Genomic DNA, 13,278 nt, shown 5'->3' on the forward strand with positions numbered 1-13,278 from the left:
GTGCGGGCGAGTCCAGCAGGCGGACGCCCGCTACGGAGCCACCCCCTCACGCCGGTAGGGTGACCGGGAATCCGCCGGACAACGTGGTCCGGTTTCCCGGCCCACGTTGAGAAGGTATTTCGGGCTATGCGCATTGGTGTCCTCACGTCCGGCGGCGACTGCCCCGGCCTGAACGCCGTCATCCGGTCCGTCGTGCACCGCGCCGTCGCCGACCACGGCGACGAGGTCATCGGCTTCCGGGACGGCTGGAAGGGCCTCCTGGAATGCGACTACATGAAGCTCGACCTGGACGCCGTGGGTGGCATCCTGGCGCGCGGCGGCACCATCCTCGGCTCCTCCCGGGTCCGTCCGGAGCATCTGCGGGACGGGGTGGAGCGGGCCCGGGGCCATGTCGCGGAACTCGGCCTGGACGCGATCATCCCCATCGGCGGTGAGGGCACCCTGAAGGCGGCCCGGCTGCTGTCGGACAACGGGCTGCCCATCGTGGGCGTGCCCAAGACCATCGACAACGACATCGCCGTCACGGACGTCACCTTCGGGTTCGACACGGCGGTGGGTGTCGCCACCGAGGCGCTGGACCGGCTGAAGACCACCGCCGAGTCCCACCAGCGGGTGCTGATCGTGGAGGTCATGGGCCGGCACACCGGCTGGATCGCGCTGCACTCGGGCATGGCGGCCGGCGCCCACGCCATCGTCGTACCGGAGCGGCCCTTCGACATCGACGAGTTGACGCGGAGGGTCGGCGAGCGCTTCGAGGCCGGCAAGCGGTTCGCCATCGTCGTCGCCGCGGAGGGCGCCAAGCCGCGTCCGGGCTCCATGGAGTTCGACGAGGGCGGCAAGGACGTCTACGGCCACGAGCGCTTCGCGGGGATCGCGCGGCAGCTGTCGGTCGAGCTGGAACAGCGGCTCGGCAAGGAGGCCCGGCCGGTCATCCTCGGGCATGTGCAGCGGGGCGGCACGCCGACGGCGTACGACCGGGTGCTGGCGACGCGGTTCGGCTGGCACGCGGTGGAGGCCGTGCACCGGGGCGAGTTCGGCAGGATGACGGCGCTGCGCGGGACCGACATCGTGATGGTGTCGCTGGCGGAGGCCGTGGAGACGCTGAAGACGGTGCCGGCGGCGCGGTACGTCGAGGCGGAGTGCGTCCTGTAGTCCGGTGGCCCGGATCCTGACAAGCCGCCCCCGGTCACCGTCGTGACCGGGGGCGGTTCTACTCTTGGGGCGGACAACTCGTACAACCCCCACGAATCAGGAGCCGGCGGATGGATCACAGCGGGCACGGCATGACCATGGATCTGCCGCCGTTCACGCTGGGGCGAGGTCTCGAATGGTCGGCCGACCCCTTCTTCCTCGTCGCCTGTCTGGCCGGGCTGGCCCTGTACGGCTGGGGTGTCGTGCGGCTGCGGCGGCGCGGGGACGCGTGGCCGGTCTCGCGGACCGTGTCGTACGTGGTCGGCGTACTGACCATCGTGCTGGTGATGTGCACCAGGCTGAACGACTACGGCATGGTGATGTTCAGCGTGCACATGGTGCAGCACATGGTGATCAGCATGCTGTCCCCGATCCTCATCCTGCTGGGCGCCCCGGTGACGCTGGCGCTGCGCGCGCTGCCGGCCGCCGGCCGGGGCCGCAGGGGGCCGCGCGAGCTGCTGCTGATGCTGCTGCACAGCCGGTACATGCGGATCATCACGCATCCGGCGTTCACGATCCCGCTGTTCATCGCGAGCCTGTACGCCCTGTACTTCTCCCCGCTGTTCGACTTCCTGATGGGCTCCAGGGCCGGTCACGTCGCGATGATGGTGCACTTCCTCGCGGTGGGAGTCGTGTTCTTCTGGCCGATCATCGGTGTCGACCCGGGCCCGCACCGGCCGGGTCATCTGATGCGGATGCTGGAGCTGTTCGCGGGCATGCCGTTCCACGCGTTCTTCGGCATCGCGCTGATGATGGCGTCGACGCCGATGGTGGAGACCTTCCGGCACCCGTCGGCCTCGCTCGCGGTCGACGCGCTGTCCGACCAGAGCGCGGCGGGCGGCATCGCCTGGGCGTTCAGCGAGATCCCGTCGGTACTGGTGCTGATAGCGCTGCTGTTCCAGTGGTACCGCTCCGAGCAGCGGCAGGCCAGGCGCACGGACCGGGCCGCCGACCGGGACGGCGACAAGGAGCTGGTGGCGTACAACGCCTATCTGGCCTCCCTGAACGCCCGCGAGAGCTGACCCGCGCGTCCGCGGTATGCCCTTCGGGCGGATATCGGGGCACCATGGTCGTGGACGGACCATGAGGAGGGTGTCGCGATGCGCGGATCCACGAACGGTTCCATGGACGGTTCCACGAGGACGATGGGGGCGCTCACGATCGGCGGGCTCGTCGTCGTGACCGCCTACACGGTCGCGCTCGGCAGCAACGGCTGGCTCTGGTTCGGCTGGGTGGTCCTGGGGCTGCTGACCCTCGCCATGGTCGTCACCCGGCCGTGAGCCCGTCCCCGGCGCGCCCGTTCACTACAGTGCCCGCATGAACAGCAGGACGCCCTCCTTCGACGAACTGGACCGCCGGATCATCACCGCGCTGATGGGGAACGCCCGGACCAGCTTCGCCGAGATCGGCGCGGTGATCGGGCTCTCCGCCACGGCGGTCAAACGGCGGGTGGACCGACTGCGCGAGACCGGGGTGATCACCGGGTTCACGGCGACGGTGAAACCCGTGGCGCTGGGCTGGCGCACGGAGGCTTACGTGGAGGTCTACTGCGAGGGTGCCGCCCCGCCCCGGCGCCTCGCGGAGGTCGTCCGCAACCATCCGGAGATCGCGGCGGCCATGACGGTCACCGGGGGCGCCGACGCGCTGCTGCACGTGCGCGCCCGGGACGTGGAGCACTTCGAGGAGGTGCTGGAGCGGATCCGCGCCGAGCCGTTCATCCGGAAGACGATCAGCGTGATGGTGCTGTCCCACCTTCTCCCGGAGAGCCCGGAGGCGGGCGCCACCCACGCGGCACCCGAGTGACCCGCGAAGGCGCGCAGCATCCGTGCGCGTCCGCGGGAGACAACGCAGCGTTCCTGCGCATCCGCGCAGCTCATGTCGCTTGTCGTCCGCATCCCTCCCTTCCTACCGTGGAGTCACCCCCAGTGACACACAGAAGAGCGGAGGGAACCCTCTGTGTCCGACGTGCGTGTGCAGCGCTCCCGGCGGTTCCTGGTCTGCGAACCCAGGCACTTCGCCGTCCAGTACGCGATCAACCCGTGGATGTCTCCCGACCGGCCCGTCGACGTGGATCTCGCCCGGGAGCAGTGGCAGGCGCTGATCCACGCCTACCGCACGCACGGCCACACGGTCGACGCCGTCCCGCCGGTCCCGGGCCTGCCCGACATGGTGTTCGCCGCGAACGCGGCGTTCGTCGTCGGTGGCCGGGTCTTCGGCTCCCTCTTCCACGCCCCGGAGCGGCGCCCGGAGTCGGTGCACTACGACACCTGGTTCGAGGCGGCGGGCTACGACGTGCACCGCCCCCGATCCGTGGCCGAGGGCGAGGGCGACCTGGTGTGGACCGGCCGGTACGTGCTCGCCGGCACCGGGTTCCGCACCACGCGGGAGGCGCACCGGGAGGTGCAGGAGTTCCTCGGCCACCCGGTGATCGGGCTGACCCTGGTGGACCCGTACTTCTACCATCTGGACACGGCGCTGTTCGTCCTGGACGACGACAACATCTGCTACTACCCGGAGGCGTTCTCGCCGGGCAGCCGGGAGGTCCTGCGGCGCCTGTACCCGGACGCGGTGCTCGCCACCCGCGAGGACGCGATGGCGTTCGGACTGAACTCCGTCTCCGACGGCCGCCACGTCTTCATCGCACCCCGGGCCGAGGCGCTGGCCGAGCGCCTGTCCGGCCACGGTTTCGTCCCCGTCCCCGTCGACCTGTCGGAGTTCCACAAGGCCGGCGGGGGCATCAAGTGCTGCACCCAGGAGATCCGCTGATGACCGCACCCGCGCGCACCCGTACGTCCGACGACCTGATCCGCGCCGAGGAGCCGGTTCTCGCGCACAACTACCACCCGCTGCCCGTGGTGGTGGCCCGCGCCGAGGGCAGCTGGGTGGAGGACGTGGAGGGCAACCGCTACCTCGACATGCTGGCCGGCTACTCGGCCCTCAACTTCGGCCACCGGCACCCGGCGCTGATCGAGGCCGCCCACCGCCAGCTCGACCGGCTCACCCTCACCTCCCGCGCCTTCCACAACGACCGGCTGGCCGGGTTCGCCGAGCGGCTCGCCGAGCTGACCGGCCTGGACATGGTGCTGCCGATGAACACGGGCGCGGAGGCGGTGGAGAGCGCCGTCAAGGTGGCACGCAAGTGGGCGTACGACGTGAAGGGGGTCCCGGACGGGCAGGCCACGATCGTGGTCGCCGCGGACAACTTCCACGGCCGGACGACGACCATCGTTAGCTTCTCCACCGACGAGACGGCCCGCACGGGCTTCGGCCCGTTCACACCCGGCTTCCGGATCGTGCCGTACAACGACCTGGCCGCGCTGGAGGCGGCCGTCGACGACACCACGGCGGCGGTGCTGATCGAGCCGATCCAGGGCGAGGCGGGTGTGGTCATCCCGGACGACGGCTACCTCGCCGGGGTGCGGGAGCTGACCCGCCGCGAGGGCTGTCTGTTCGTCGCCGACGAGATCCAGTCCGGCCTCGGCCGCACCGGCCGTACCCTCGCCGTCGAGCACGAGGACGTCGTCCCGGACGTGCTGCTGCTCGGCAAGGCGCTGGGCGGCGGCATCGTGCCGGTGTCGGCGGTCGTGGCCCGGCGCGAGGTGCTGGGTGTGCTGCACCCGGGCGAGCACGGCTCGACGTTCGGCGGCAACCCGCTCGCGGCGGCGGTCGGCACGGCCGTGGTCGAGCTGCTGGAGACCGGCGAGTTCCAGCGCCGGGCGGCCGAGCTGGGCGTGATCCTGCGGGACGGACTGGCCGGACTGGTCGGCAACGGTGTGTCCGGGTTCCGGGCGCGCGGGCTGTGGGCGGGCGTGGACGTCGACCCGGCGCTCGGCACCGGCCGCGAGATCAGCGAGCGCCTCATGCGTGAGGGGATCCTGGTCAAGGACACCCACGGCTCCACGATCCGGCTGGCGCCGCCGCTGACGATCACGGCGGAGGAGCTGCGTTCCGCGCTGGCCGCCCTGGCGAAGGTGCTGGCCTGAGGGACGGGCGGGCGGGCGCCGGTGACGGCACCCGCCCGCCGTGCGGTCAGCCGGCGCCGAGGAGCTGCCTCATCTCCTTGATCTCGGCGGTCTGCGCGGTGACGACGGCGTCCGCCATGGACAGGGCGGGACCGTACCGGCCCTTGTCCCGCTCGGTCGTGGCCATCTCGACGGCGCCCTGGTGGTGCGCGACCATCAGCGACAGGAACCGGCTGTCGAACTCCTTGCCGGTGGCCTTCTTCAGCGCCGTCATGTCATCGCCACTCATCATCCCCGGCATCTCCGACATCCCACTCATGCCGGACATGCCGGCATGACTCGAGTGGTCCATGCCGGTCTTGGGCACCTGCTCCCCCCAGGACGTCAGCCAGCCGGTCATGGTGCGGATCTCCGGCCCCTGGGCCTTCTCGATCCGGGCGGCGAGATCCTTCACCCGCGCCGAGGAGGCCCGGCCGTCGGCGAGTTCCGCCATCTCCAGGGCCTGCTGGTGGTGCGGGATCATGCCCTGCGCGAAGGCGACGTCCTGGGCGTTGTGCGCGGTGGCGGAGGCGCTCGGGGTGGCCGACGTGGTGCTGCCGGCGGCGCCCTCGGTACCGCCGCTCCCGCCGCAGGCGGCGAGGAGAAGGGCGGCGGTCGCGGCGGCCACGGTGACGGCGGCACGGCGCGTCAGCGCACGGGGGGTCTGCGTACGGGGGGTCTGCGTACGGGGGGTCTGCGTACGGGGGGTCATACGGGAACTCCTGCTGTTCGAGGGATTTCGGGCACGCGTGACGCGGCCGCGGCACCCGCGCCTGGCGGGTGTGCGGCCGGGGCGGCCTCTAGATCCGCAGGAGTTGGAGTTCGGCCAGGTCGGGCGGCGCACGGGCGCCCTCCGGCGCGGTGGCCGGACCGGGACGTGGGCAGGCGGCGGGCACGGCGGCGTGCACCGGGCCGGGAACCGGTGGGGGAAGCTGCGGGCCGCCGTCCACCGCGCCGGAGGCGCAGGCGGGGTCGGCGTGGTGCGGCCGGTGGCCGCCGCAGCGACCGTCGCCGTCCGGGCAGTCGTCCGGCGCGGTGACGGCGACCGTGCCGCGCGCGGCCCGGACGTGCCCCGCGTGCGCCGCGTGCCCCGTGCCCCCGCCGGGCGCCAGGGCGTGCATACCGAGCAGCCCGGCCAGCACCGCCAGCACGAGCAGCCCACGCCACCGCGGCCGGGGCGGCAGCGGGGCGTGCGGTCGGGCACCGGTCATGGGGGACATCGGCCACATCGTACGGGTCCGAGGACGACCACCGGGCAGAGGCACACCGAGGCCGTCGCCGCCCGCTTCAGGCAGGACGGGGGGATGGGGACGCGCCGGGCGGGCGGACTTCCGCGCTCTCCGGGCAGGCGGTGTGGTCGGTTCGGGGCAGGGCAGTCCGTCGGCCGCTGCCGCCGAGCGGGCCGGTTCGCGCCACCCGGCCGCGACCACCGGCCGTCGGCGGACGCGCAAGGCCGAGTGCGACGCGTGCGCGCAGCCGGCCCGCGGTGGACCGACGAAGGCTCACGGCGCCCGGAACCGTCACCCAGGCACCCGGCGCCCCGCCCCCCTCGGGCGCCGCTGTCGCCCACCGTCGCTGTACGAAGTCACCGGCCGGTGTCCGCCGGGCGTGCGGAAACGCCCAGGGAACGCAGGCCTGTGGAGCGAGGCACGCGCGCCGGGGCGCGCCACCGTACGCCCCGTGGAGTGTGCGGCGGCCCTCATGGTTTGCTGCTCCTCGACCGCTCACGCGAGCGGGTCCGGCCGGTGGGTGTGAGACTCGGTACTGCCGAGCGTGCACGCGCGACGGAGAGTGCGCCGGACCGTGGGTGTGGCGATGCCGACACCGGTGAGCAGGGGATGATGTGAGAGGTGCCCGCGTGACGGGGCATACGGCAAGCAGGCGTGTGTCGAATCCGGCGCGCGCCACATGTGCGATGCGACGAGCGGGGTGGCAGCTCGATGGTCCAGGAGGCGAGGAGATGGCGGAACCGGAGAAGACGGAGACCGGTCGACGGGAGACCCGGACAGTGCCTCCCGCCGAATCCGCCTGCGCGCTGGAGGCAATCGGGGCGCCCGCGTACGTCGTGGACGAGCAGGGCCGCATCCTCGTCGTCAACAGCAGCGCCGTACGCCTGCTGGGCCGGTCCGCCGGGGAACTCGTCGGCCACGACGCCCACGACCTGCTGCACCGCGGGCCGGAGGGACAGCCCCTGCCCGCCGCTCGGTGCAATATGCGGCAGGCGTTCCACGCCGGGCGCCCGGCGCAGGCCGAGGAGGACCACTTCGCCCATGCCGACGGCTCCGTGCTGAACGTCTCCTGGCTGATCAGCCCCTACACGCTCACCTCGGGTGAGAGCGGCACGCTCGTCGTCTTCCACACTCCCGAGCCCGTGCCGGATTCCGGCGCGCGCTCGCAGCCGGCCGTCGAGACGTTGACCGAGCTCGAACGCCTGGCTCTGCTGGCCGAGACCACCACCCGGCTGACCTCCACCCTGGAGGTCGACGAGACCCTGCGCAGGCTGGTGAGCCTGGTACTGCCCCGACTGGCGGACTGGGTCGTCATCGACCTGATCACCGAACGCGACGAGGTGTGGCGCACCGCCGTGGTCCAGGCCGACGGCGACAGTCTGACGCACCACGAGGATCTCCAGGGGCCGATGCCGCCCGTGCCCGAGCAGTCCCCGATGCCCCTGTCCCGGGCCCTGCGCGGCGTCGCCTCCACCCTGGCCGGCCCCGAGACCTACCACGGGCCACCGGACTCCGGCATCGCCGTGGAGCAGCGCCGCCTGTTCGACGTCACCGGCATCCATTCCGCGGCCATCGCCCCGATACGCACGGCCCGTGAGGTCCTGGGTGCGCTCACCCTGGGCCGGGCCGAGAAGCCCGGTAACTTCACCGGTGCCGACCTGCCCCTGGTCGAGGACATCGCCCGCCGGGCCGGCCTGGCCCTGGACAACGCCCGCCTCTACCAGCGCCAGCGCAAGGTCGCCGAGACCATGCAGAACCACTTGCTGCCGCAGATGCCGCGCGTGCCCGGGCTCCAGATGACCGTGCGCTACCTGCCCGCTCCCGACGGCTCGCACGTCGGCGGCGACTGGTACGACGCCTTCACCCTGTCCGACGGGGCCACTGCCCTGGTCATCGGGGATGTCGTGGGCCACGACCTGGAGGCCGCGGCCGGTATGGCCCAGCTGCGCAACATGCTGCGCGCCTACGCCTGGTCGCACGCGGAACCCCCCAGCCGCATCGTCGGACGGCTGGATGAGGCGATGATGCCCATCACCGACGTCACCATGGCCACCCTCGTCATGGCCCGGGTGGTCCGGGACGGCGGCGGAGACTGGGTGCTGTCCTGGACCAACGCCGGCCATCCGCCGCCCCTGCTCGTCACCCGAGACGGTCTGGCGTCCTACCTCACCGACGGCCACGGACTTCTCCTGGGAACGGGAGTCAACGCCGCCCGCCCCGACGCCTCGGTCCTGCTGCCGCCCGGATCGACCCTGTTGCTGTACACGGACGGCATGGTCGAAGCGCCCGGGCAGACTCTGGACGACGGCCTGGACCGGCTGCGCCAGCACGCCGCCGCCCTCGCCCACCGTTCTCTGGAATCCTTCACCGACGAGCTGCTGCGCCGCGTCCATCCGCCCGGTTTGGACGACGTCGCCCTCCTGGCCGTGCGGCCGCCCCTGTGAACGGTCCCGGGCGGAACGGCGGCACCGGGCGACGAGTGAGCGGAACGGAAACAGCGCCGAGACGCGCCGAGACCGAATCCGGCCACCGGCGGGCGTTGACATCTGCCTGCCGGCGGCCGGGTCCGGGGTTCGGGGGTCCCGGTCAGACCGCGGTCTTCGTCCGCGACTCGCCGCTCCGGGCAAGCAGCTGCGCGTTGATGCGCTGAGCTTCCTCGAGCTGGTCCTCGAGGATGACGATGCGGCAGGCGGCCTCGATCGGGGTGCCCTGGTCGACGAGTTCGCGCGCGCGGGCGGCGACGCGCAGCTGGTAGCGGGAGAAGCGGCGGTGACCGCCCTCCGAGCGCAGGGGGGTGATCAGGCGGTGTTCGCCCAGTGCGCGGAGGAAGGCGGGAGTGGTGCCGAGCATCTCGGCGGCCCGGCCCATGGTGTAGGCGGGGTAGTCGTCATCGTCGAGGCTGTCGACGGCGCGGGTACTGCGAGGGGGCATAGACCTCTTCTTCCCGGGGACGCATCGGGGGGCCCGGGTGCCGTACGGCACCCGGGCCCCGAGCTTTCAACACCATCTACCGGCAGACTTCGCCGGCGTTGTCTGTCCACAGGCTCCGCCTGGGAGGGCGGGGCTGCGGGGATCGCGGATGCGTGACCGGGGACCACCTTCCAATCCGGGGCCTGCGGTACCCGGGCGGACTACTTCCTCGCCCGGGCGATCCTGATGGCGTCTGCTCCTTACTTTCGCTACTTGGTTCGTACTACTGGATACCGCGGGTACTGCTCGCGACCTTTCGGGTCACGTCCTGCTCGACCTGCATGCGCGGCAGTTCGTCTCTGCCGTGCCCACGTGGACTTCTTGGCTACGTCGACAACAGTAGCCCAGCGACAGGGCAATGTCTATCGCCGCCGCGACAGATTTTCTCCATGCTCTGAGCCCGCACTTCTGTCACTCGTGCGACCCGAAGCTTCCTGCGGTCCCGAGTGATGCCACGTGGCACCATCTGACACCACCCCCTGCCACTCGGCGTTGTATCACCCCGCCCTTCGGCCCCTCCCAAGCGAAACACCAACCGGGCTTGCGTATGGCACCACTTTGACGCCATGATGGCGCCATGGACCTCACCCCCTATGTCGAAGCCCTGCGCCGGGAACTCGCGGTGGCCGCCGAAGCCGGCGGGAAGGAAGCCCGCGAGCTGGCGGAGCGGCTCACCGCTCCCCTGGAGTCGGCGACCCGGCTGACCATGCTCCACGTGCTGTCCGCCGCGATGGACGAAGTCACGCGCGACCTCGCCCCCGGCTCGGTCGACGTACGGCTGCGCGGGCTGGACCCCGACTTCGTGGTGACGCCGCCGCCCACCGGCGCCGGCGCCACGGAAGCGGTCGCCGCACCCGCCGAACCGCCCAGGGCACAGGCCCCCGCCGACGCCGACGAGGGCGGCACCGCTCGCGTCAACCTTCGTCTGCCGGCCCACCTGAAGGCGCGCGCCGAGGAGGCCGCGAGCCGCGAGGGCCTGTCGGTCAACGCGTGGCTGGTCCGGGCCGTGTCGGCCGCGGTCGACAGCGGCGCGCGACCGCGCACGACGGAGAAGACCCACACCATCGGCCAGAGCTTCACGGGCTGGGTGCGCTGACCGCACCCGCCCCACTTCACCCACACACCACGTCCCACCAGCGGGGACGATCCGAAGACCCATGAGGACGGTACAGTCATGCCTTCTTTCGACACTCCCGAACCGGTTTCGGCCACCGCCCACGTGTACGCGGGTTCCATCCGGTTCGCCGCGGGCGACCGCCTCGACACGGTCGTCGAGGTGCTGCCCCGCGACCCGAAGCGGGACCAGGACGTGCGGGCGGCGGCCCAGACCGAGGTCACGTACGCGAGCGGCGTCCTGACGGTCAGGACGCCCAAGCACCGCAGTCTCGTCGGGCGCGCCGGCACCGTCGACGTGACGGTCGAACTGCCCACGGGCTCGCACGTCGACATGACCGGTTCCTGGGTGCAGGTGCTCGGCGAGGGCCGGCTCGGCGAGGTGCGCGTGAAGACCTCGTCCGGTGACGTCCGCCTCGACACGACCGGGCCGCTCCATCTGACCGCCTCCCACGGCTCGATCACCGTCGACCGGGTCGAGGGCATGGCCGAGATCGCCACCAGCTCCGGCAGCCTGCGCGTCGGCACCGTCGACGGCCCCGCAGTCCTGAAGAACTCGCACGGCACCACGACCGTCGGCGCCGCGGCCGGCGAGCTGCGGGTGAGCGGCGCCAACGGTGACATCGACATCGCGCGCGCCGAGGGCTCGGTCACCGCCACCACCGCCCACGGCACCCTGCGTGTCGTCGAGGTCGCGCGCGGCACCGTGCAGCTGGAGACGTCCTACGGCGCCATCGAGGTCGGTGTCCGTGAGGGCACCGCCGCCTGGCTCGACGTCAGCTCCGGCCACGGGCAGGTACGCAACACGCTCACCGCCTCCGGCACCCCGGGAAACACCGAGGACACCGTCGAGGTCCGCGCCCGGACCCGCTACGGCAACATCGACGTGCGCCGCGCCCGTATCTGAGCCCCGGCCCCGCGCACCCCCCACTCCGCCATCGTCACGTCAGCCTTTCGAACGGGAGGGCTCCATGCCTTCATCTGTCATGCCCACGTCCAGGCGGGGCGACGGTCCGCAGTCGCCTCCCGCCGTCTCCGCCGTCGGTCTGCGCAAGTCGTACGGCGACGCGACCGTCCTCGACGGCATCGATCTGACCATCCCGGCCGGGTCCGTGTTCGCGCTGCTCGGGCCCAACGGCGCCGGGAAGACCACCACCGTGCAGATCCTGTCCACGCTCATCGCCGCCGACGGCGGCCGGGCCCAGGTCGCGGGCCACGACATCGTCACGTCACCGGACGGGGTGCGCGCCGCGATCGGCGTCACCGGGCAGTTCGCCGCGCTCGACGACCTGCTCACCGCCGAGGAGAACCTGCTCCTCATGGCCGACCTGCTGCACCTGGGCAAGCGTGAAGGACGCTCCCGGGCCGAGGAGTTGCTCCGACGGTTCGACATCGCGGACGTCGCGGGCAAGCGGGCGGCGACCTTCTCCGGCGGTATGCGGCGCCGGCTCGACCTCGCCATGACGCTGGTCGGCGACCCCCAGGTGATCTTCCTGGACGAGCCGACGACCGGGCTCGACCCACGCAGCCGCCGCACCATGTGGGACACGGTCCGCTCGCTGGTCGCGGGCGGCACCACCGTCTTCCTCACCACCCAGTACCTGGAGGAGGCCGACCAGCTGGCCGACCGGATCGCCGTGCTCGACGGCGGCCGCATCGTCGCCGAGGGCACCGCCGGCGAACTCAAGGCGCAGATCCCCGGCAGTCACGTACGGCTGCGGTTCACCGGCCCCGCCGAGTACGAGCGCGCGGCCACCGCCTTCCCCGGCGCGGCCCGCGACGACGACGACCTCGCCCTGCGCGTGGCGGGCGACGGCGGTCTCGACGCGCTGCGCGCCCTGCTCGACCGGCTCGACGCCGCCGGTGTCCGGGCCGCCGACCTCTCCGTGCACACCCCCGACCTCGATGACGTGTTCCTCGCCCTGACCGGTGACGGCACCACCGGAACCGGCACCCAGCCGCACCTGAAGGAGACCCTGCGATGAGCGCCCTCACCTACGCCGTGCACGACTCCATGACGATGCTGCGGCGCAACCTCAGGCATGCGCTCCGCTATCCTGCCGTGTCGCTCGGCGCCTCCATGACCCCGATCCTGATGCTGCTGCTGTTCGTGTACGCCTTCGGGGACTCGATCGGAGCCGGAATGGGCGGCGGCCGGGACGCCTACCTGGAGTACCTGACGCCCGGCATCGTCATCATGGGGGTGGCCTCCGGGGCGATGTCCACCTCGATCGCGGTCTGCTCCGACATGACCGAGGGCATCATCAACCGATTCCGCACCATGAACATCACGCGTTCGTCGTTCATGACGGGCCATGTCATCGGCAGCGTCATCCAGACGATGGTGAGTGTCGTCCTGGTCGTGGCGGTGGCACTCGCCCTCGGTTTCCGGTCGGACGCGAGCCCGCTGGAGTGGCTTGCCGCCGCCGGCCTCCTCACGGCCATCGCGTTCGCGGTGACCTGGCTGGCGGCGGCGTTCGGCCTGATCTCCAAGACCGTCGAGTCCGCGAGCAACAAACCGCTGCTGGTCCAGTTCCTGCCGTTCCTCGGCTCCGCGTTCGTGCCGGCCGGCTCGATGTCACCGGGCCTGCGCTGGTTCGCCGAGTACCAGCCGTTCACGCCGATGACCGAGACACTGCGCGGCCTGCTCTCCGGCTCGGAGATCGGCGCCGACGGCTGGATCTCGCTCGGCTGGTGCGCCGGTATCGCCCTGTTCGGCTACGTCTGGTCGCGCTCGCTGTTCAACAGCACCACCAAACGCTGAGAGCCCGGCG

At 71.9% G+C, this 13,278-nt stretch carries 14 protein-coding genes; 11 read left to right on the forward strand and 3 right to left on the reverse strand.

Features of this window, described 5'->3' with window-relative positions:
* Nucleotides 1–126 precede the first annotated feature (126 nt).
* From ACF1BE_RS25365 to rocD, 6 genes are all read left to right on the forward strand, one after another.
* On the forward strand, nucleotides 127–1,152 hold the full coding sequence (locus ACF1BE_RS25365) for a 6-phosphofructokinase (protein WP_392201322.1): 1,026 nt from the start codon (nucleotides 127–129) through the stop codon (nucleotides 1,150–1,152).
* Nucleotides 1,153–1,262: 110 nt separating this feature from the next.
* Complete coding sequence (locus ACF1BE_RS25370; RefSeq protein ID WP_392201323.1) at nucleotides 1,263–2,213, forward strand: cytochrome c oxidase assembly protein; 951 nt, start codon at nucleotides 1,263–1,265, stop codon at nucleotides 2,211–2,213.
* Nucleotides 2,214–2,291: 78 nt separating this feature from the next.
* Nucleotides 2,292–2,471 (forward strand): hypothetical protein, encoded by a 180-nt coding sequence (locus tag ACF1BE_RS25375; RefSeq protein WP_392201324.1) that lies wholly within the window; start codon nucleotides 2,292–2,294, stop codon nucleotides 2,469–2,471.
* Between the two features lie 37 nt (nucleotides 2,472–2,508).
* The gene (locus ACF1BE_RS25380) at nucleotides 2,509–2,994 is read left to right on the forward strand and encodes an Lrp/AsnC family transcriptional regulator (protein ID WP_392201325.1); all 486 of its coding nucleotides are present in this window, start codon (nucleotides 2,509–2,511) and stop codon (nucleotides 2,992–2,994) included.
* A 153-nt stretch (nucleotides 2,995–3,147) separates the two neighbouring features.
* On the forward strand, nucleotides 3,148–3,957 hold the full coding sequence (ddaH, locus tag ACF1BE_RS25385) for a dimethylargininase (protein ID WP_392201326.1): 810 nt from the start codon (nucleotides 3,148–3,150) through the stop codon (nucleotides 3,955–3,957).
* Entirely contained in the window at nucleotides 3,957–5,174 is a 1,218-nt protein-coding gene (gene rocD / locus ACF1BE_RS25390; RefSeq protein ID WP_392201327.1) for an ornithine--oxo-acid transaminase, read from the forward strand. The genes ddaH and rocD overlap by 1 nt, the downstream gene beginning before the upstream one ends.
* Before the next feature lie 46 nt (nucleotides 5,175–5,220).
* On the opposite strand, the gene ACF1BE_RS25395 is transcribed toward rocD, so the two are convergent.
* Nucleotides 5,221–5,904, reverse strand: coding sequence for a DUF305 domain-containing protein (locus ACF1BE_RS25395; RefSeq protein ID WP_392201328.1), 684 nt, complete (start codon nucleotides 5,902–5,904; stop codon nucleotides 5,221–5,223).
* An 88-nt stretch (nucleotides 5,905–5,992) separates the two neighbouring features.
* Nucleotides 5,993–6,403: a DUF6153 family protein gene (locus ACF1BE_RS25400; protein WP_392201448.1), complete on the reverse strand. Its 411-nt coding sequence runs from the start codon at nucleotides 6,401–6,403 to the stop codon at nucleotides 5,993–5,995.
* Between the two features lie 749 nt (nucleotides 6,404–7,152).
* Between ACF1BE_RS25400 and ACF1BE_RS25405 the strand changes: the two genes are divergently transcribed.
* Nucleotides 7,153–8,865, forward strand: a complete 1,713-nt coding sequence (locus ACF1BE_RS25405; RefSeq protein WP_392201329.1) for a SpoIIE family protein phosphatase — start codon at nucleotides 7,153–7,155, stop codon at nucleotides 8,863–8,865.
* Between the two features lie 142 nt (nucleotides 8,866–9,007).
* Here the strand turns inward: ACF1BE_RS25405 and ACF1BE_RS25410 are convergent, their stop codons facing one another.
* The gene (locus tag ACF1BE_RS25410; protein WP_392201330.1) at nucleotides 9,008–9,352 is read right to left on the reverse strand and encodes a helix-turn-helix domain-containing protein; all 345 of its coding nucleotides are present in this window, start codon (nucleotides 9,350–9,352) and stop codon (nucleotides 9,008–9,010) included.
* Nucleotides 9,353–9,968: 616 nt separating this feature from the next.
* On the opposite strand from ACF1BE_RS25410, the gene ACF1BE_RS25415 reads away from it, so the two are divergent.
* The 4 genes from ACF1BE_RS25415 (at nucleotide 9,969) to ACF1BE_RS25430 (ending at nucleotide 13,268) form a co-directional block, all read left to right on the forward strand.
* Entirely contained in the window at nucleotides 9,969–10,487 is a 519-nt protein-coding gene (locus tag ACF1BE_RS25415; RefSeq protein ID WP_392201331.1) for a toxin-antitoxin system HicB family antitoxin, read from the forward strand.
* A 78-nt stretch (nucleotides 10,488–10,565) separates the two neighbouring features.
* A complete protein-coding gene (locus tag ACF1BE_RS25420) occupies nucleotides 10,566–11,411 on the forward strand; it encodes a DUF4097 domain-containing protein (protein ID WP_392201332.1) in 846 nt (281 codons plus the stop codon).
* Between the two features lie 79 nt (nucleotides 11,412–11,490).
* On the forward strand, nucleotides 11,491–12,489 hold the full coding sequence (locus ACF1BE_RS25425; RefSeq protein WP_392201449.1) for an ATP-binding cassette domain-containing protein: 999 nt from the start codon (nucleotides 11,491–11,493) through the stop codon (nucleotides 12,487–12,489).
* Entirely contained in the window at nucleotides 12,486–13,268 is a 783-nt protein-coding gene (locus ACF1BE_RS25430) for an ABC transporter permease (protein ID WP_392201333.1), read from the forward strand. Before ACF1BE_RS25425 ends, ACF1BE_RS25430 begins: the two co-directional genes overlap by 4 nt.
* Nucleotides 13,269–13,278 lie beyond the last annotated feature (10 nt).

The sequence above is a fragment of the Streptomyces sp. NPDC014991 genome, assembly GCF_043080665.1.
Taxonomy (GTDB): Bacteria; Actinomycetota; Actinomycetes; order Streptomycetales; family Streptomycetaceae; genus Streptomyces.

Coding starts and splice junctions, on each gene's coding strand:
- ACF1BE_RS25370 (WP_392201323.1), top strand. CDS start 1,263: ATGGATCACAGCGGGCACGGCATGACCATGGATCTGCCGCCGTTCACG.
- ACF1BE_RS25410 (WP_392201330.1), bottom strand. CDS start 9,352: ATGCCCCCTCGCAGTACCCGCGCCGTCGACAGCCTCGACGATGACGAC.
- ACF1BE_RS25425 (WP_392201449.1), top strand. CDS start 11,491: ATGCCCACGTCCAGGCGGGGCGACGGTCCGCAGTCGCCTCCCGCCGTC.
- ACF1BE_RS25365 (WP_392201322.1), top strand. CDS start 127: ATGCGCATTGGTGTCCTCACGTCCGGCGGCGACTGCCCCGGCCTGAAC.
- ACF1BE_RS25405 (WP_392201329.1), top strand. CDS start 7,153: ATGGCGGAACCGGAGAAGACGGAGACCGGTCGACGGGAGACCCGGACA.
- ACF1BE_RS25430 (WP_392201333.1), top strand. CDS start 12,486: ATGAGCGCCCTCACCTACGCCGTGCACGACTCCATGACGATGCTGCGG.
- ACF1BE_RS25380 (WP_392201325.1), top strand. CDS start 2,509: ATGAACAGCAGGACGCCCTCCTTCGACGAACTGGACCGCCGGATCATC.
- ACF1BE_RS25415 (WP_392201331.1), top strand. CDS start 9,969: ATGGACCTCACCCCCTATGTCGAAGCCCTGCGCCGGGAACTCGCGGTG.
- ACF1BE_RS25420 (WP_392201332.1), top strand. CDS start 10,566: ATGCCTTCTTTCGACACTCCCGAACCGGTTTCGGCCACCGCCCACGTG.
- ACF1BE_RS25375 (WP_392201324.1), top strand. CDS start 2,292: ATGCGCGGATCCACGAACGGTTCCATGGACGGTTCCACGAGGACGATG.
- ACF1BE_RS25395 (WP_392201328.1), bottom strand. CDS start 5,904: ATGACCCCCCGTACGCAGACCCCCCGTACGCAGACCCCCCGTACGCAG.
- rocD (WP_392201327.1), top strand. CDS start 3,957: ATGACCGCACCCGCGCGCACCCGTACGTCCGACGACCTGATCCGCGCC.
- ACF1BE_RS25400 (WP_392201448.1), bottom strand. CDS start 6,403: ATGACCGGTGCCCGACCGCACGCCCCGCTGCCGCCCCGGCCGCGGTGG.